Here is a 19,349-nt window from a genome sequence, read left to right on the forward strand (position 1 = left end):
CCTGTCGGAGGTCGACTACGTGTACGTGTGGGCCGACGGCATCCACCTCAACGTCTACGCCTGCGGTTACCGCAGGCGCCCCCGCCCCTTCGCCCACTGACCACTTGTGCTCAAAAGCGTACGGCTCCACCCCGTCCTCTTGTACACCACCCGCAGTACGCCGAGAACTCCGTGTACACCCCTGGAAGGCCCCGCACCTCGGTCTCCGGTCGACACCTGTTCGACAGGTTCACCCCGTACCGTTGACGCATGGATCTTCGACTGCCCGGACTGCGCGGGCTGACCCGGCGACCCCGGCGCCTCCTGGCCGCCGGGGCCGCTGTCGTCGTGCTCGCCGGGGCGGGCACGTGGACGGCCGTCGCGGACGACGACGCACCCCCCGTCCAGCGCGAGGACCGGATCCTGCCCACGGTCGACGGCACCCGCGTCGACACCTCGTTCTTCACCTCCGGAGCAGCCGGCCGACGCCCCGCCGTCCTGCTCGGGCACGGCTTCGGCGGCAGTAAGAAGGACGTCCGGCAGCAGGCCGAGGACCTCGCCCGGGACGGCTACGCGGTCCTGACCTGGTCGGCCCGCAGTTTCGGCAGGTCCACCGGGAAGATCGGTCTGAACGACCCGAAGGGCGAGGTCGCCGACGTCTCGAAGCTCATCGACTGGCTGGCGAAGCAGCCCCAGGTCGAGCTCGACAAGCAGGGCGACCCCCGCGTCGGCATGGCCGGTGGTTCCTACGGCGGCGCGATCGCCCTGCTCACGGCGGGGCATGACGCCCGCGTCGACGCCATCGCACCGGCGATCACCTACTGGAACCTCGCCGACGCCCTCTTCCCGAACGGCGTGTTCAAGAAGCTCTGGGCCGGCATCTTCGTCAACTCCGGCGGCGGCTGCGAGAAGTTCGAGCCCGCGCTGTGCCGCATGTACGAGCGGGTCGCCGAGTCGGGCAAGCCGGACGCCGAGGCGCGCAAGCTGCTTCACGAGCGTTCACCGTCCGCGGTCGGCAGGAACATCAAGGTGCCGACGCTGCTGACGCAGGGCCAGTCCGACTCCCTCTTCCCGCTCGGCCAGGCCGACCAGGCGGCGAAGGCCATCCGCGCGAACGGCGCCCCCGTCGACGTCGACTGGATCGCCGGCGGCCACGACGGCGGCGACATGGAGACCGGCCGCGTCCGGGACCGCGTGACGTCCTGGTTCGACCGCTACCTGAAGGACGACAAGGGCGCCGACACCGGCCCCGCCTTCCGCGTCACCCGCACCCTCGGCATGGGCTCCGGCGACGGCGAACCCCGCCTGACCGGAGTGACGTCGGACCGCTACCCCGGCCTGGAGAGCGAGCAGCGCTCCATCGCCCTGACCGGCCGCGAGCAGAGCTTCGACAACCCGCCCGGCGCCAGCCCGCCCGGCGTCTCCGCCCTGCCCGGCCTCGGCGGCGCCGGAGGTCTCAGCCAGCTCTCCACGCTCGGCATCGGCGTCTCCCTCGACTTCCCCGGCCAGTTCGCCGCGTTCGAGTCGGCGCCGCAGCGCGAGGACCTGCAGATCACCGGCTCGCCCACCGCGACCGTGCACGTGAAGTCCACCAGCGACGACGCCGTGCTTTTCGCCAAGCTCTACGACGTCGGCCCCGGCGGCGGCACCCAGCAGGTGCTGCCCTCCCAGCTCGTCACGCCCATCCGGGTCGAGGACGCCAAGGCCGGCAAGGACGTCCGGATCACCCTCCCGGCGATCGACCACGAGGTCGACGACGGCCACCGGCTGCGCCTGGTCCTCGCCTCCACGGACCTGGGCTACGCCTCCCCGACGGCCCCGGCGACGTACACCGTCTCCCTCAAGGGCGACCTGGAGGTCCCCTCCGCGCTCGGCCGGCGCGACACCGGGGCCGGGCTGCCCGCGTGGGTATGGTGGCTGCCGCTCGCAGGCGCCGCCATCGCGTTGGCCCTGATCATCACCGGACGTCGCCGCACGGCCGCCCCCGCCCCGCCGGACCCCGCACTCGCCGACGTCCCCCTCCAGATCACCGACCTGACCAAGCGCTACGCGAAGGCGTCCGACCGGTACGCCGTCGAGGACCTCTCCTTCCGCGTGGAGAAGGGCCAGGTTCTGGGGCTGCTCGGCCCCAACGGGGCGGGCAAGACGACCACCCTGCGCATGCTGATGGGCCTGATCAGGCCCGACGGCGGCGAGATCCGCGTCTTCGGCCACGCCATCGCCCCCGGCGCCCCGGTGCTCTCCCGGGTCGGCGCCTTCGTCGAGGGCGCGGGCTTCCTGCCGCATCTGTCCGGCCGGGAGAATCTGGAGCTGTACTGGCGCGCCACCGGCCGCCCCGCCGAGGACGCGCACCTGGAGGAGGCCCTGGAGATCGCGGGCCTGGGCGACGCCCTCGCCCGCGCAGTGCGCACCTACTCGCAGGGCATGCGCCAGCGCCTCGCCATCGCCCAGGCCATGCTCGGCCTGCCGGACCTGCTCATCCTCGACGAGCCGACCAACGGCCTCGACCCGCCCCAGATCCGCGAGATGCGCGAGGTGATGATCCGCTACGCCGCCGCCGGCCGCACGGTCATCGTCTCCAGCCATCTCCTCGCGGAGGTCGAGCAGACCTGCACCCACCTGGTCGTCATGGACCACGGCCGGCTCGTCCAGGCGGGCCCGGTCGCGGACATCGTCGGCTCGGGCGACACCCTCCTCGTGGGCACGGCCACACCCGTGGACGAGCCCGTCGCGGAGAAGGTCACCGCCCTGCCGGGCGTCGCCTCGGCCGTGCGCACCGACGAGGGCCTGCTGGTCCGGCTCGACGCCGACGGCACCCCGCAGCGTCTGGTCGCCGACCTCGTACGGCTGGACGTGGCGGTCACGTCGGTCGGCCCGCACCGCCGCCTGGAGGACGCCTTCCTCACCCTGATCGGAGCCGAAGCATGAGCACGCTCGCCGAGCCGCCCGTCGAGGTCGCCGACGGCTACCGCGCGGGCCGCACCCTGCCCTTCCGCGTCGAGCTGGTCCGGCAGCTGAAGCGGCGCCGCACCATGGTCATGGGCGGCGTCCTGTTCGCCCTGCCGATCACCCTGCTCATCGCCTTCCAGGTCGGCGGAGACCCGGGCGGCAACAACAACCGCGTCAACCTCATGGACACGGCCACGGCGTCCGGGGCCAACTTCGCCGCGGTCAACCTCTTCTCCGCCGCCGGCTTCCTGCTCGTCATCCCCGTCGCCCTGTTCTGCGGCGACACGGTCGCCTCGGAGGCCGGCTGGTCCTCCCTGCGCTATCTGCTCGCGGCCCCCGTGCCCCGGGCCCGGCTGCTGTGGTCCAAGCTCGCCGTCGGACTGACCCTGAGCCTGGCCGCCATGGTCCTGCTCCCGATCGTCGCCCTCGCCGTCGGCACGGCCGCCTACGGCTGGGGCCCGCTCGAACTGCCCACCGGCGGCACCCTGCCCACCGGCACGGCCGCCCAGCGGCTGCTGATCGTCGTCGCGTACATCATGGTGTCCCAACTGGTCACCGCGGCCCTCGCGTTCTGGCTGTCGACCCGGACGGACGCCCCGCTCGGCGCGGTCGGCGGCGCGGTCTTCCTCACCATCATCGGCAGCGTCCTCGACGAGGTGACGGCCCTCGGCGACTGGCGCGACTTCCTGCCCGCGCACTGGCAGTACGCCTGGCTCGACGCCGTCCGGCCCCGGCTGGAGTGGTCGGACATGATCCAGGGCACGTCGATCTCGGTCACGTACGCGCTCGTGCTGTTCGCCCTGGCCTTCCGCGGTTTCGCCCGCAAGGACGTCGTGTCCTAGTGCTGTGACCGCATGGGTTCGCCGGTCCGGGCTGCGGTGAAGAGGGGGCGTCCGTCCGCCCCGGCGGATGCCCTTCTCGCTTCGGATGCGGGCGCGTTCCCTGCGTTGGCCGGTCCCGCCTGACGGCGCGGGAACGCTGTGTGTCCCCGCCGCCGTGGAAGCGGTCCTCCAGCACGCCCTGGGCACTCTTGCGGCCCGGTCCGCCACGCGGTAGCGCAGTCCGGGGTGTGGGGCGCGGACCGCGCGGACCTGCCTTCGCGTGGAGGCCGGTTCGGATGACGTGACGAGTCCGGGCGCCGCCACTGACGCTCGCAGCGGGGACGGTGTCGTGAAGTGGTTCGACCCTGAGGGGGGAGTGGGCGTCATCTCGCAGGACGGCGGAGCACCGGACGTGGACGGTCACGGCGGCGTGAACCGCACGCCCGTCCGCCGAAGCCCGTCCGAGCCCCCGGCGCGCACCGCCCGAACGCGTCGTGCGCGGGCCACGCGGGCCCACCGGTCCGAGGGGCCGCGGTCGCGCCGGCAGGCATGAACCGTCCTTGCGTGAATCAGGCGGTCTCCTGCGCCGAGTCCCTCCGCGAGCTCCAACTCGTCTCGCCCGCCCCGCACACACACGCGAGAAGAACACGAACACCGGTCACCCGCGAGACGGAGCCCGGCAGGAGCCGGGCGTGGCGGGTTGCGGGGCTCATGGGCCCGTGGTCGCATCTCCCCCGAAAGGCGCATAAGGGATCTCCGGGCGCCTTGATCGAGGGCAGGTCACCTGTGGTGGCCCGCTCCAGAGACAACGTGGAAGGACTCATGCCTCACCTCATGCTCCGTTCGGCGGCCACGGCCCTCCTTGCTTCCGCACCGCTGTGGATCGCCGCGCCCGCTCAGGCCGCCGTGCAACAGGACTTCCCCTGTGACGTCGGGCTTCAGAAGATCAGCAACACCGAAACCAGCACCATCAACGTCAGCGCCACCTGTGCCACGGCGCGGACTGTCGGTGTGAAGATCTCCGCGGGTGACGCCGAACTCGCGAACACCGAGATCGGCGTCAAGGCCGGTGTGCAGCGCACCGTCAGCATCACCGTGCCGAAGGTCGACCGGGTCTGCGCCACTCTGCAGACCGACGGCAAGAGCCTCACGATCTGCAGCGGCTGACGGTGCGCCCTCGCCGGCATCCCTCTGCGACATCCACCTGAACAAACACGGCCGCCGCCCTTCACGATCCGCAAGGACCGGGCGGCGGCCGTCGGCGTGCCACCGGCCCCTGCGACCGGCACAGGTCCCAGTGCCCTGCGGGCGGCGAGCGCCGTCGATCCCGCCGTGGCTGACCGCCTCCAGGGGCCACCTGGGCCGCCCCGTCGCTCCCTGCCCAACGCAAGGGTGCTCACCGGCTCCCCGGCCGCCACGACCGCCTGACTCTCCGTGAACTGCCGCGCCCGGTCCGGAACCGGGGCCCGCCCGGCTTGGCGTTGATGCCCCTCCTGCGGGATTCCTGCTTCACGCATGCGCCGGCCGGGTTCATGATCCCGTGACCGGCGCGGAGTGTGCGGCACGCCGGAGAAGCTGCCAGGCGTGGACGCGATGACGTGTGCGGGGCGCAACTCGTGACGGAGATCGCCGACTGGGTCCCGGCACGCACCGGCCGGCGAGGCGAATCTCTCCCGCATCGACGGGTTGGCTGTTCTCTCACACCCTCACCATTCACTGGGCGGAGCCTCAGTGCGCCGGGCCGTACGTGGCGCGAACCTTCGGCCCCCGATGCGTTCGAGCCGGTGCCGGGGCGACGGGTGAATGCGCCCCCGGGCCCGCTTTCAACCAGCAGGCGAAGACAAGGCACCTATTTTCAACTCCGTTTCCCGCCGGTGCATCACCGCTCTCCTGGCTGATGGAGGTGCCGTGACCTGCGCTTTATGTAATTCATATCACCCGTCATGCGGGGCCATCTGGATGAAGTTGGGGGGGCAGAGCCCTCTCAAGTGGTGTGCGGTTCGGAGTTGGGGCAATATCGGTTCCGTTCTTCCAACGGAGAAGGACCGAAACGGAGAGATTCAATGCGCAAGAGCATGAAGTTGGGTGCCGCCTCGGCCCTCGCCGCTGTGGCCATCGTCGCCGGTTCCGCCTCGGCCGCCAGCGCCGGCACGAGCCACGGTTCGGACGACCCGTACGTCTGCGGCAACACCGAGGCGGAGGCGGACCGGGACGTGACCGGTGACGGCTCGGTTCCGAACTGCCAGTTCGGCGACATCAACATCTTCAACACCAACACGAACGACATCGAGAACGACAACGAGAACGAGAACATCAACGTCAACGACAACGAGGCTGAGGCTGAGGCCGCGGCCGACGCCGACGCCGTGATCGGGCTCGACCTCGGCGTGGTCATCGACCTTCTCGACCCCATCCTCGGTGAGGAGCCGGCGCCCGCCCCGGCGCCCGCCGTGTGACGTCTGCAAAACAGACAGAGCTCCCGGACTTCGATCCTGGATGGTGACTGTTCGAGTCCCGTCCGGCGGTCACGGGTAGCCATTCACGATTCCCGAGGATTCGTGACCAAAGCTGAAGGCGTCTCTCCCTGACCGGCGGATGGGGCAGCATCCAAATCTGCTGCGGGAGAGACGCTTTCTGCTTCACGGGGTGCTGATAGCCGAAATCGTCGCGCCTCTGGCGATTGGGCAAGTGAACGCACCTCGGAGGGGAAATGAGTGAGACGATCGTCCTGCCGCGTTGTCCGGAGACGGGAAAGGCATCGTTCCGCACCGAAGGCGGGGCCCGCGCGTGGTTGGTCAGACAGCCGCCTTTGGAGCGAATTCCGGACCGGATCTATCAGTGCCCATGCTGCCGGTATTGGCATTTCACCGGATCGCACCATCTGACAAGTCAGAAAATCAAGCGGCGGCGAAACTACGGCAGGCGTGAAGCCGCTCCCCGGCGCAGTCGTGGGAGGAGGGGGAAGGCCTGACAAGCGAGTGGCCGGTCGAACGGGCACGTGGCTTCACCGTTCCGGCTGCAGCAGCAGGCACCTCCCTTGATCCCGTTGCGCGACAACCACGAGAAAACCACAGCACCTGCCGTCCGGCGACGGCGAGCCGTCATCGGCACAGCGGTCGACTGGCTGTCGGGGGGCCGGCCCTGATCCTGTACCCCGGGCTCCACAGCCCGGTCCACCAGTCCTTCGAGCAGGAAGACGACGAGATTGCGACAGAACCTGAGCAGGGCATTGTTCGTGGCCGCCGCCGCGACGAGCATCCTGCCCCTGTACGGTGGCGCTGCGTTCGCGGACTCCCGGTCCGACGTTCCCGCGAACGCCTGCGGTAGTCCGAGCGGCGCGGGTGCCTCACTGGACCCGTCCCTCGAGAAGCACTGCGATGCCGGCCCGAACCCGCACGCTGCCGTCCGCAACTTCGACAGCAGCGAGAACTTCAGGCACTTCGGCCGAAGCCACGCAGGTGGTTCCGCCGGCGCTGACGAAGCCGGTTACGGCGACGAAGGCGGCTACGGTGACGACGAGTCCGGCTACGGCGACGAATCCGGCTACGGCGGTGAGAAGCCCGGTTACGGTGAGAAGCCGGGCTACGGCGGTGAGAAGCCCGGTTACGGTGAGAAGCCGGGCTACGGCGGTGAGAAGCCCGGTTACGGTGAGAAGCCGGGCTACGGTGCTGAGAAGCCCGGTTACGGTGAGAAGCCGGGCTACGGTGGTGAGAAGCCGGGCTACGGTGGTGAGAAGCCGGGCTACGGTGAGAAGCCGGGCTACGGCGGTGAGAAGCCCGGTTACGGTGAGAAGCCCGGCTACGGCGACGACGAGCCCGGCTACGGCGACACCCCGTCTACGCCGCCGAGCACCCATCCGCCGGTGAAGCACCAGCCTCCGACGTCACCCAAGCCCCCCGCTGAGCCGCCCTCCCTCGCCGAAACCGGCAGTGAGCAGCAGGTGGCCGCGGCCTCGGGGCTCGCCGCGATCCTTACGGCGAGCGGCGTCGTCCTCTACCGCAGGGGCCGGGCCATCTCCCGTCGGTAGCGGCTCCATCTCCTCCGGGTGCCGGACGCACAGCGTCCGGCACCCGGGCATGTGGCGAAACCCTCTCACTCGTGCGAGCGGTCGTCGCTGGGCGCAGCCCCGGCACGCAACGAGTGCAGCGGACGTACATACGACTGATCAGTGGAGTGGACACGGCTGAACGGGGCGGCGCGCGCTGCGGCTGCTGCCGATGAGCGGACGAAAGAGCAGCCACCGCACGACGACGGTTGCGCGGCAGTTGGCTCGTGTATGTCGTCGCCGGCATCGCCGTGTCGGCCGCCCCGGTGCCGGGACCGGGGCACGCGGTGGGGACCGGGGAGGAGAGGGCCGCCACGAGACCGGTGCCGCCAACGACAGGCCAGGCACGGCCGGCAGGCTGCCCCCACTCCAGCCACCCGCGCGTCGTACCCGCGATCGCGGCTTCGACGCAGGGACTCGGAGAGGTATGCCCGGGCCGATTCGACCGCGCACGGGATCGGTCCGTCGAGCACGTGTCAGGGCGCGGACCGCCTGTCACGGCGAAGGAGGAACCAGGCATTGAGAATCGGTGAACCACTGCACCCACAACCAGCGCGCCCCGCGGCGCCCACACCCGGGGCGACCGGCCCCGCCTGTCCTGCGGCGAAGCCGCCGGCCGTCCACCCCGTCAGGACCACGGCGCGACGCCGGGTGCTGTGGGGACTGCTCGCGGTGCCGTTCGCGGTGGCTCTCCCCCCGGCCCTGGTGGCGTCGGAGCGGGCCCCGGGGGAGTCGGGGCCGGAAGGGAAGGCACCAGGACCGGCCGGAGAAGAGGAACGGTTCGACGAGACCTATCGCGGGCGCCGCATCGCCGGTGTCAGGGAGGACTCCGGGCGGCCCGGGGAGGCCGGCCCGAGCGGGTGGCATGTCACCGTGGACGGACGGCCGTTGCATCTGATGCGCCGGGCGGACGGCAGCTGGATGAGCATGGTCGACCACTACCAGTCGTACGCGACGCCGCTTGCCGCCGCGCGCGCTGCCGTCGACGAGCTCGGCCCCGCCGCACGGCTGGGCACGCCGGGTGACCGGAGCAGTCGTACGCAGGAGAGCCGAACGGCGGACGGAAGCAAGGGCATCGAGGGGGAACATCGCCATGGTGTACACACGTAAGGACGTCAGCACGCTGACCCGGTCCGAACGGAGCCGGCTCGTCAACGCCCTGCTGGAACTCAAACGGCGTGGTGAGTACGACGAGTTCGTGCGCACGCACATCGAGTACTACACCCCCGATGGTGAGGGCGGCCTGCGTGCCGCCCACATGGCGCCGTCCTTCCTGCCCTGGCATCGCAGGTTCCTGCTGGATGTGGAGAACGCGCTGCGCCGCGTGGACGAGTCGGTGACGCTCCCGTACTGGGACTGGACGCGCAACCGCACACCGACCGCCGTACCGTGGACCGATGACCTGCTCGGCGGCACCGGGCGGCCTTCCGACCGGCAGGTGATGTCCGGCCCCTTCGCCCACCGCCACGGCAGGTGGACGATCAAGGTCGGGATCACCGACACGGACTACCTCACCCGTGACCTGGGCCGTCCCAGGGACCCGATCGCGTTGCCCACGGCCGGGGACCTGACAGGGGTGCTCAACGATCCCGTCTACGACACGGCGCCATGGGACTCCAGGTCGGCCAAGGGTTTCCGCAACAAGTTGGAGGGGTGGGGGCCCGGGCGGGGCTCCGCCTCCTGGCGCACCCACAACCGGGTCCACCGTTGGGTCGGCGGCCACATGATGGGCGGCGCATCCGTCAACGACCCCGTCTTCTGGTTGCATCACGCCTTCGTGGACCTTCTCTGGTTCCGCTGGCAGCAGCGGCACCCGGGCGCCCGCTATCTCCCCGCGAAACCGCTCGGCGAGGGGGACGCACAACACGGCCGAGTCGTCGCGCGGCACGAGAGGATGCCGCCGTGGGACATCACGCCGGACGAGTTGGAGGATCAGAGCCGCATCTACCGGTACGCGTAGTCCGTACGAGCCGAGTACGGTGCGACCGCGTGTGCAGGCGCGAAGGTGTGCCGCGGGCCCTCGTGGGCGCGTACAGCAGGGGCTTCGCGGCTGCAGCCGCCGTCGACGCGGGCGCTGTGACCGCCGGGCGGGGCGTCACCGGCCGCACACCTCGATGGGGCGCCAGGCGCCGCACGCGCGAACCGGCCGGAAAGGCACCGATGTTCTCGACCGCCTGGACGTAGTACGTCTCGTGGTCGGCGCGGGGGCGAACGCATCGGATGGCCGGTGGACGGCGGCGCGAGGTCGAAGACGTCGACACCGCGCCGACGATACGGCGCGACCTCAGGGGGTCGAAGAGGACGTCCTGGTCGACGATCGCCGAGCACGGCGCCGGGAAGTCGACGCTGATCAAGGTGCTGACGGGCGTCCATCCCCTGGACGGCGGCGCTGTCACCCTCGACGGGAGGTCGGTACGGTTCGGCAGCCCGCTGCAGGCGCAGCAGGCCGGCATCAGCACCGTCTACCAGGAGGTCAACCTCTGCCCCAACCTGTCGGTGGCGGAGAACATCTTCATCGGACGCGAACCCACCCGCGCGGGGCGCATCCGGTGGAAGCGGATGCGCAAGGAGGCGGCGGAGCTGGTCGACCGGCTTGGGCTCGACATCGACGTGACCGCGCCGCTGTCCGCGTATCCGCTGGCCGTTCAGCAACTCGTCGCCATCGTTCGGTCGGTGGGCGCCGGCGACCTCGACGGCCAGCGATCCGGCACCAAGGTCCTCGTGTTCGACGAGCCGAGCTCCAGTCTCGACCGCGACGAGGTCCTCGAACTCTTCCGTCTGATACGGCAGTTGCGGGACGAGGGCGTCGCCATCCTGTTCGTGTCACACTTCCTCGACCAGATCTACGAGGTCTGCGACCGGATGACCATCCTGCGCAAAGGGGCCGACTCACCAGCGGCGGGCCGCCACCCGTCGCTGGTGAGTCGGCCTGTCGCCGTTTCACGAGGCCGGCCATCGGCAGGCGGGCGGCAGCCCAGTCGCCGAACGCGCCGGCCTCCTCCAGGGCGCGCCTGCGCATCCCCTGGCCACAGGTGCAGGCATCCGTCGCCCAGGGCCCGGAGGATCCTCGTGAGAGCCGACTCGCCTCCCGTGGCGCATCCGCACCTCCCGGGAGCGCCCACGCCGGCCAGCCGGGCACCCGAGTAGGGCCGCTGCCCCAGCGAGGGCAGTCCCCCTGTTGGGGGGAACCGGTGTCGGCCAGGCTGAGCGAGGTCGGCGGTGCCCAGGTGCTCGGCAACGTATCGCCGACGGCCGGCCCGGGCCGCAACACCAACGCCGAGCGCCCAGCACGGCAAAGCGGTGCGGGGCGCCCGGCGAACGAGGGAACGATCAGGCCCAGGGGCTGACCGCCCTGAAGGAACTGTCGGCGCGGAACGTGGCGTTGTCCTGGAAGGGGTCGACGCGCAGCTCGTAGTTGTAGTGGCGGAGGTAGCGGCCGGGGTAGTTGTACGACTCCAGGCCCACCGAGCCGGTGGCCGAACCCGCCCGGGCGCAGTAGGTGGCGTCCTTGTTGAAGGACGCGGTGCCGTTGCTCGCGTCGAAGCGGGCCCGGAAGTCCACGTGGCGCAGGTAGCGGCCGGATGCGTCACGGAACGAGTAGCAGCTGCCGTCGGCCAAGCCGGGGATGACGGTGAACGTGGCGCTCTGCTTGACCGCCGTGGGGCTGGAGGACGTCACCGGATCGAGGTAACCGCGGCTGTCCGAGCGTACGACGGCGTAGCGGCCGGGAAAGTTGACCGACTGGAGCGAGCGGGTGGTGTTCGTCGGCAGGGCGGTGCCGCCGGAGACCGGGTCGACGCTGCTCAGGGTGGCAACGACCTTCTTGATCAGGCCGGCTGAGTCGAACTCCAGCTTGTCGATGGTGGTTTCGCGGTGGGTGCCGTCACCGCCGGGGATGGCGAAACGGTGGTAGGCGATGTACCAGTCGTCGGTGCCGGGTGCCTGGACGACCGAGTGGTGGCCGGGGCCCTTGATCCCGAGGGAGAGGTCCTTCTCCAGGATCACGCCGCGCTTGCTCCACGGACCGGTGGGGGAGGAGCCGGTCGCGTAGGCGACGCGGTAGTTCTCGTCCCGCGTGTCGTTCTCCGACCACTGGAGGTAGTAGGTGCCGTTGCGCTTGATGACGAAGGAGCCCTCGTTGTAGCCGCTGGGGGTGATGTCGGTGACCTTCGAGGCGTCGAAGGAGACCATGTCGTCGTTGAGCGGGACGACGTACGCCCGGCCGTTGCCCCAGTAGAGGTACGACTGGCCGTTGTCGTCGGTGAAGACCGCCGGGTCGATCATCTGGCCGGCGAAGGCGCCGCGGGCGATCAGCGGCTTGCCCAGGGGGTCCTTGAACGGGCCGGTGGGCGAGTCGGAGACAGCGACACCGATGTTCGTGTCGGCGGAGTAGTAGAAGTAGTACTTCCCGTTCTTCGCGGTCATCGTCGGGGCCCAGGCACGGCTGTCGGCCCAGCTGATGTCGGGACCGAGGTCCAGGATGACGCCGCGGTCCGTCCAGTGGACGAGGTCCTTGGAGGAATACGCCTTGAACCGCGTACCGCTCCAGCCCGCGAAGCCGTCGGTGGTCGGGTAGATGTAGTAGGTGTCGCCGAACCGGACGATGTTCGGGTCGGCGGTCAGGCCCGGAAGGACCGGGCTCCTCATGATCAGCGCCTCGACCGTCCAGGTGCGCTTCGCGCCGTCGGAGCCGGTCACCTGGTACGTCACGGGATCGGTGAAGTCGCGCGGGGTGCCGGAGGCAGGGCTGATGGACGCGCCCTGGGCGATGCTGAACTGCGGGGCGAGCGCGGTGAGGTTCGTGCCCTCCTCCATCGGCAGCGTGATCTTGCTGTTGGCGTCGTCGACGAGGGCCGCGATTTTCAACGAGGGGTGGGTGGCCGCGGCGATGCCCGTGGTGTTCCCGCTGAGTTCGAGAACCTCGCCGGGCGCCAGCGCGCGGTTGTAGACCCGGAAGTCGCGCATCTTGCCCTTGAAGAGCTTGTCATTGGTGTAGAGCGACTTGCCCAGGGAGTTGGCGGTGGTGATGCCGGACCCGATGGAGCCGGGGGTGAGGGTGACCGACGTGTTGCGGGCCACCTCGACGCCGTCCTGGTAGAGGACGCCCGTGGTGCCGGTCTGGGTGTAGGTGACGTGCTTCCAGACCGAGCGCGGCAGTGCGGCGGAGGTCCGGGTGTTCTGCTCGGTCGAGGAGTTCCCGGAGGCGATGGCGGTCCGGAAGGAGTTGCCGGTGGTGAACAGGTATCCGTTGCCGGCGCCGTTGCTGGTGTTGCCGAACCCGTAGAGGAAGTACGGCGTGGCCTGGGTGGCGTCGATCTGCACGTCCATCGAGACGGTGATCGAGTTCATGCCGCTCATGATGTTGTCCGGCACCTTGATGTAGGTGTCGGAGCCGTTGAACCTGAGTCCCTCGGCACCAGACCAGCCCGCGGTGCCGTTGACGGTTCCGTTCCGGCCGTTGCCGGAGGCGTCCACCGCCACGGTGCCCGAGGTGGCGTCGAGTTTGTACCAGAGAGCCAGACCGTCGGTGATGTCGGCCGCCTGGGCGGGGGCCGCCGGACCGACGGCGCCCACCAGGAGCGAGGCGGCGGCCACGGCCGCCAGAGTGCCCGGCCGGAATCTTCGGCGACCCTGAGGTCTCATGCTGTGCATGGGTTCACATCCCCTGAGAAGACATGTCTGAGGAGGGGGGCACGAGGCCTCGGTCGAGGTGCTGACGTGCCGCCCGTATGACATCGCGTTGCGTGAGTGTGAGTGGGGCCGGAACCACGTCCTTCCCGAAGAAAGTCCGATAGGTCGAACGGTTCTTCCTGGCTGGACAACTCGCCGTCGCCCGACCGAACTCCGACCTCCGCGCACCAGGTGTTCGCCTCCCCGCGCGGCACCGACCAGCACGCGGTAACGGAACCGCCGACTCCCAGGGACCGACCTGACCCACCACCGCGAACGGCGCCTGATCGGGCGTCGGCCCATCCCCGCTCTCGGTTCCGCCCGAGCGGGGCACCCCCGTCGACGGCTCTCCGGTGCCTTGCGCTGTACGGCACCTGCCCACGCGACCGGCGCTCATAGTGCGAGGACCCCGTACTCCTCTTTCACGGCCGCCTCGTGCATCCGGCATCCCCGTAGGCGCGGGCCGCTTGGCGGCGTGGCCGGGAGCGCCGGGATGGTCACGACGACGCCACGCCGCCGGCAGAGGAGTGATGCGGACCCGCCACCGGCGGGCGGGTTCCGGCATCCCTGTCGGCGCGGGTCAGCGCCTCACGCCGAAGGTGGCGTCGCTGCGCCCTGTCGCGTTGGTGATCGGGTCGAGCCGCAGTTGGTACGAGTAGTGCCGGATGTAGCGGTCGGGGTGGTTGTACGACTGGAACGACGACCATGTCGCGTCAGCGAGCCCCGCGACCTGGCGGAAGGTGGCGTCCTGGGCGAACTGGGTGGTGCCGTCGTTGTAGGCGAGCTGGAAGTCGAAGTTGTTCTGGCGCAGGAAGTACCCGGGGAAGTTCACCGACTCGAAGGAGACGGTGCCGGACCCCGCCAGGCCCGTCCTCAGCCGGAACTGGGAGTCCTGGCTGGTACTGACGTTCTGGTCGATGCGCACGTCGAAGTTGGTGTGCCGCACGTACCGGTCCTGGAAGTTGTACGACTGGAGCCGGTTGGCCGCCGTGTTGGGCCAGCGTGCGAGCACACGGCTCTCCTCGGCGGCCGTCAGGTTCATGATCCAGCCGTGGCGCTTCTTCGTGCCGCCCATGTTGTAGCTTCCCGAGGCCTGACGCTGGTAGGCGCCGGGGTTGGACGGGTCGGTCGTCAGCACCGGCATGTAACCGCCACTTGTGGCGTACTGGTCCAGGTAGAGGGCCCACTTGTTGCTGCCGTTGAACTTCATCCACATAGGGCCTTCGACCTGGGAACCGGTCAGGCCGATGCCGGAGAGGTTGCCGAGGTTGGTCCACGTCCCGAGGATCGAATTGCTGCCCTCGAGGGTGATCTGGCCGTCGCCGGAGGCCCGCACGTAGCGGTAGTTGCCCACTCCGGACGGCGTCTCGATGATCTGGGTGTCGATGATGCCCTGGGTGCCGGGCCGGTCGATGTAGAGCTGGGGGGTGGTGATGGTGCGGAAGTCGGTGGTGCGGGCGTAGTAGATGCGGTGCTTCAGCACGCCGTTCAGCGTCGCGTTCGTCGCCCAGTACAGGACGTAGTCGTTGGTGGCCGGGTTCCAGATCGCTTCCGGTGCCCACGCGTTGCGGCCGTCCGGGATCGCGCCGGCGACGTTGAGCAGCCGCGGTGCCGACCAGGTGGCCAGGTCCGTGGACTCCCACACCACGAGGTTGCGGCTGCCGTTGGTCTGGGAGTCGCCCCACGACTGCCCACAGCCGATGCACAGGTCGGTCGCGATGATCCAGTACTTGCTCCCGTCGGGAGAGCGCACCAGCGCGGGGTCGCGCACCCCGCGCGTGCCGACCGTGGAGCGCAGGACCATGCCTCCGCCGTTCAGGTCGTTCCAGTGCAGACCGTCCGTGCTGTGCGAGAGGTACATCTGCTGGTTGGTCGACCCCTCCCCGGTGAAGTGCACCATCAGGTAGCCCGGGTCGGCGGCGGCGGCCCGCTGGGGTGTGGTGAGGACTTGGGAGGTGAAGAGCAGGCAGGCAGCGACGAATATCGCCGCCAGCCGCGAAAGAAGGACGGGCATGTGCATTTCCTGTCTTGGTCGGGGCGCCTCGATCGGGTGAGAACGGGTTCAGCGGAGTGCTGACGGTGGGCAGGCCGCCTGTGCGGCGTTCACCCACGTGACCACGAGCCGTTCCGCGGGGGTGTTGAAATGCGCATGACAAGCAACCCATGTTCGCGCCGCGGAGTGTGGACGCGGTGTTTGTTCAGAACGCGTCGTCGTGCCGGGTCGTCGCTCGGACTCCGTCGCGTTCTCGTCACGGCCCGGGGCGTCGGGTTGTTTCGTCGGGTCGAGGGGGTGGTGGGCGAAAAGGCCGTTCTCCACCGCGGCCGCTTGCGCAGGTGGGATGCGCGGGCCGGGCGATAACGAGGGCCAACGGCCCCACTCTGTTCGATATTTAGAATGATGTCTGGAAATTCGGCCAGACACTATAGGTGCCGTGAGAAGGTGTCAAGATGGCCGGGGGTAGACGGCCGGCTGCCGTGGCGATGAATCAGGCAGAACGCGTCAGGGGGAGCCGTCCGGCCGGGGGGCGCCGCATCCTCGCTGGTCACTCCCAGCGCCACCCGTCGTTCGAGAGACACCGAATTTCCGTGATCGGCGGTCTCGGCCCAGCGAGCCCGAGTCCGCCCTCCTTTCGGTGGGGCGACCCGCCCTGACTCCTCTGTCAGGACGACGAGTTGCACACAGGCGCGGGTGCGGGTGCGGGGGAGGGCGTCGAGCTTGGCGGGCAGTCGGCTGTGCGGGTCCTGACGGTCTGCTCGGTCACGGCCGACGGCGGTCTCCGTGTTCGACGGGCCCCGCGCGATCAGTATCAGGCCCTCCCTGTCCCCGCGGCGTGAGGCCGTCGGTTGCAGGCGGGCCTTCCGGCTGAGGGCGGGGCGACGCCGTGCCTCTAACGGCCATGAACAACCAGCCCGGACAGGTGGACCTCGTCTGAAGGACGGATCGACGGGCACGGGCAGGCGGAGCCGGCCGGTCGGCCCTTGAGCGACGTCGACGGCTTACGGCCCGCCCGGCGGCCGGATCGTCGGCCTCGTTGGTGCGCGTGGACGCCTTCGGTTTGTTCAGCCACACAAAAACAAACGAGAAACGACAGAACCGTTGACCGGTGATCGCCTTCGCCTCTACTTTCTGACCGACTTACCGAACTTGGTTCGCTATACCGGCTGAGTGTGGTGGTTGCTCGGCGGCCCTGGCGGACCGCTCTCACTGAGCCCGCCTTCCTCTCTCCGCATGTCTCTCCCGGAGCGCACATGAGCACAGGTCCCGATCCGACTCCCGGCCATCGCGCCGACGGGGCACGCGCCGACCGGACGGACGCCACCTCCCCGACGTCCGCGGCCGTACCACGCCTGCCCGCCACGCCGGGGCACCGTGTTCTGGCGAAGCCACTGTTCCCTCCCCTCCCCCTGGAGAGCCGCATGCCACAGACTCCTGCCAGAAAATGGGCCAGACGCGTCACCGCCCAGCTCCTCGCCGCCGGGCTCGCCGTCGTGGGTCTGGCGACCCTCGACCGGCAGGAGCCGCAGGCACCCCTGCCCGCCGAGCCGGCCGCCGTGAGCACGAACCAGATTGGCGTGACACCGCCGCCGTTGGGCTGGGCGTCCTGGAACAGCTTCTTCAGCAGCATCGACCACAACGTGATCAAGCAGCAGGCCGATGCTCTGGTCTCTTCCGGCATGGCGGCGGCCGGGTACAAGTACGTCAACCTCGACGACGGCTGGTGGCAGGGCAAGCGGGACACCAACGGCAACATCGTGGTCGACGAGAACCTGTGGCCGGGCGGCATGAAGGCGATCGCCGACTACATCCACAGCAAGGGCCTGAAGGCCGGCATCTACACCGACGCGGGCAAGCAGGGCTGCGGCTACTACTACCCCACCACCCGCCCGGCCGCCCCCGACACCGGTATGGAGGGTCACTACCAGCAGGACCTGGAGACGTTCCAACGCTGGGGCTTCGATTACGTCAAGCTCGACTTCTGCGGCGGCCGGGTGGAGGGCCTGAACCAGGAGACCACGTACAAGGCGATCTCCGCCGCGAACGAGGCCGCCTCCGCGGTCACCGGCCGCAAGCTGGTGCTGTCCTTCTGCGAGTGGGGCACCGGACTGCCCTGGAACTGGGCGACCGGCTACGGCGACCTGTGGCGCACCAGTGACGACGTCCTCTTCTTCAAGGAGACGCCGGGCCTGACGAAGATGTACCGCAACTTCGACCAGGCCCTGCAGCCGGCGGCCCAGCACACCGGGTACTACAACGACCCGGACATGCTGATGGCCGGCCTGAACGGTATGACCGCCGCGCGCAACCGACTGCACATGAGCCTGTGGTCGATGGCCGGCGCACCGCTGCTGGCCGGCAACAACATCGCCACCATGACCACCGAGACCCGCGACATCCTCACCAACCCCGAGGTCCTCGCCATCGATCAGGATCCGCGCGGTCTGCAGGGCGTCAAGGTCGCCGAGGACACGCGCAACCTTCAGGTGTACGGCAAGGTCCTCTCGGGCACGGGCAAGCGCGCGGTGATGCTGTTGAACCGTACGGGCTCCGCCGCGAACATCACCGTCCGCTGGGCCGACCTCGGCCTGACCACCGCCTCCGCCACCGTGCGCAACGCCTGGACCCGTACGGACGCCGGATCGTTCGCCACGAGCTACACCACCTCCGTCCCCGCGAACGAGGCGGTGCTCCTGACCGTCTCCGGCACCGAGGCCGCCGGCTCCACCTACGAGGACACCACCACCGCCACCACCCCGACGTTCAGCAACGTCACCGCCTCCTCGGCGGGCACGAAGCTGGTGGACATCACATACGCCAACGGCGGCAGCACCGCCCGCAAGGCCGCCCTCCAGGTCAACGGCCAGTACTCCTACCGCGTGGCCTTCCCGCCGACCGGCTCGGCCACCACCTACCGCACCGTGTCCGTGCTCGCCCACCTGGCCAAAGGCGCGAACACCGTGAAGTTCGCTGCGGTCTCCGGCAGCACCGCACCCGACATCGATGCCCTGCGCGTCCAGGGCATCCCCGGCACCGACGGCGCCGCCCTGGTCGGCTCCGCCTCCGGTCGCTGCGTGGACATCGACAAGAACACCTACGTCAACGGCACCCAGGCACAGATCTGGGACTGCTCCGGCGGACGCAACGAGACCTTCACCCGAACCACGCGCGGCGAACTCGTCGTCTACGGAAACAAGTGCCTCGACGCCGACAACAGCGGCACCACCAACGGCACCAAGGTCATCATCTGGGACTGCACAGGCGGCACCAACCAGAAGTGGACCGTCAACTCGGGCGGCACCATCACCAACAACGTCTCAGGCCTCTGCCTGGACGCCAACAACGCGGCGACGGCCAACGGCACCAAGCTGATCCTTTGGACGTGCAACGGCCAGAACAACCAGAGGTGGACCCTCAACTGACGTCCACCACAGCATGACGACCACCGGCGAGGACGCTGCGGCGCCCTCGCCGGTCCCTCTCAGCCTCGGTGGGAAACGGCGTGGCGTTCGTTCATGACCTTTGAACACCTGACCAGCCGTGTCCGGTGACGTTTCCCCGTGACGCCGGACACTCGACGGTCATGCCGCCAGGGCGTGTTGAGGCCGCTCACTGGACTCGGCTGGGGTGAGGTAGACGAACAACCGGACAGCCCCCGGGCCCGCCCATGATCATCCAGAGGGGGTCCGGGGCTTCGTCGTGGCTGCCGAGACCGCCCTGACCGGCGATAGGCCTTCCCGAGGGGAGGGCGGAGACTCGCGCTCCCCGGCAAGACTCGAACCTGCGGCCATGCGCTTAGGGGTCCTTTCACTATGAGCGTCCGATCAGGGCACGTGGTCTGGTGCCGTGCATCGCAAGGCGCCGGGAAGCCCTCGTAGCGGAGCTACTA

9 protein-coding genes and 2 pseudogenes are annotated in these 19,349 nt (G+C 69.5%); 9 read left to right on the top strand and 2 right to left on the bottom strand.

Annotated elements, in window-relative coordinates:
• Positions 1-249 precede the first annotated feature (249 nt).
• The 8 genes and pseudogenes from ABTX62_RS36220 to ABTX62_RS36255 form a co-directional block, all read left to right on the top strand.
• Positions 250-2,907 (top strand): CocE/NonD family hydrolase, encoded by a 2,658-nt coding sequence (locus ABTX62_RS36220; RefSeq protein WP_352120163.1) that lies wholly within the window; start codon positions 250-252, stop codon positions 2,905-2,907.
• Positions 2,904-3,770 carry an ABC transporter permease gene (locus ABTX62_RS36225; RefSeq protein ID WP_352120164.1) on the top strand — a complete coding sequence of 289 codons (867 nt, stop codon included), beginning with the start codon at positions 2,904-2,906 and terminating at the stop codon, positions 3,768-3,770. Before ABTX62_RS36220 ends, ABTX62_RS36225 begins: the two co-directional genes overlap by 4 nt.
• A gap of 801 nt (positions 3,771-4,571) precedes the next feature.
• The gene (locus tag ABTX62_RS36230; protein ID WP_352120165.1) at positions 4,572-4,916 is read left to right on the top strand and encodes a hypothetical protein; all 345 of its coding nucleotides are present in this window, start codon (positions 4,572-4,574) and stop codon (positions 4,914-4,916) included.
• Between the two features lie 896 nt (positions 4,917-5,812).
• The gene (locus tag ABTX62_RS36235; protein WP_352120166.1) at positions 5,813-6,205 is read left to right on the top strand and encodes a hypothetical protein; all 393 of its coding nucleotides are present in this window, start codon (positions 5,813-5,815) and stop codon (positions 6,203-6,205) included.
• 749 nt (positions 6,206-6,954) lie between these two features.
• Positions 6,955-7,776, top strand: coding sequence for an LPXTG cell wall anchor domain-containing protein (locus ABTX62_RS36240; protein ID WP_352120167.1), 822 nt, complete (start codon positions 6,955-6,957; stop codon positions 7,774-7,776).
• A 669-nt stretch (positions 7,777-8,445) separates the two neighbouring features.
• Positions 8,446-8,904 (top strand): tyrosinase family oxidase copper chaperone, encoded by a 459-nt coding sequence (locus ABTX62_RS36245; protein WP_352120168.1) that lies wholly within the window; start codon positions 8,446-8,448, stop codon positions 8,902-8,904.
• Positions 8,888-9,754 (top strand): tyrosinase family protein, encoded by an 867-nt coding sequence (locus ABTX62_RS36250; protein ID WP_352120169.1) that lies wholly within the window; start codon positions 8,888-8,890, stop codon positions 9,752-9,754. Before ABTX62_RS36245 ends, ABTX62_RS36250 begins: the two co-directional genes overlap by 17 nt.
• Positions 9,755-10,014: 260 nt before the next feature.
• Positions 10,015-10,677 (top strand): annotated as a pseudogene (locus ABTX62_RS36255) (ATP-binding cassette domain-containing protein); the annotation flags it as partial.
• Positions 10,678-11,124: 447 nt separating this feature from the next.
• Here the strand turns inward: ABTX62_RS36255 and ABTX62_RS36260 are convergent.
• Both ABTX62_RS36260 and ABTX62_RS36265 read right to left on the bottom strand, forming a co-directional pair.
• Positions 11,125-13,407 (bottom strand): annotated as a pseudogene (locus tag ABTX62_RS36260) (family 43 glycosylhydrolase); the annotation flags it as partial.
• Between the two features lie 637 nt (positions 13,408-14,044).
• Positions 14,045-15,478: a glycoside hydrolase family 43 protein gene (locus ABTX62_RS36265; protein ID WP_352120170.1), complete on the bottom strand. Its 1,434-nt coding sequence runs from the start codon at positions 15,476-15,478 to the stop codon at positions 14,045-14,047.
• 1,403 nt (positions 15,479-16,881) lie between these two features.
• Here ABTX62_RS36265 and ABTX62_RS36270 point away from each other — a divergent pair.
• The gene (locus ABTX62_RS36270) at positions 16,882-18,882 is read left to right on the top strand and encodes a lectin (RefSeq protein WP_352120171.1); all 2,001 of its coding nucleotides are present in this window, start codon (positions 16,882-16,884) and stop codon (positions 18,880-18,882) included.
• Positions 18,883-19,349 lie beyond the last annotated feature (467 nt).

The sequence above is a fragment of the Streptomyces sp. NPDC096046 genome, from assembly GCF_040303285.1.
Classification (GTDB): domain Bacteria; phylum Actinomycetota; class Actinomycetes; order Streptomycetales; family Streptomycetaceae; genus Streptomyces.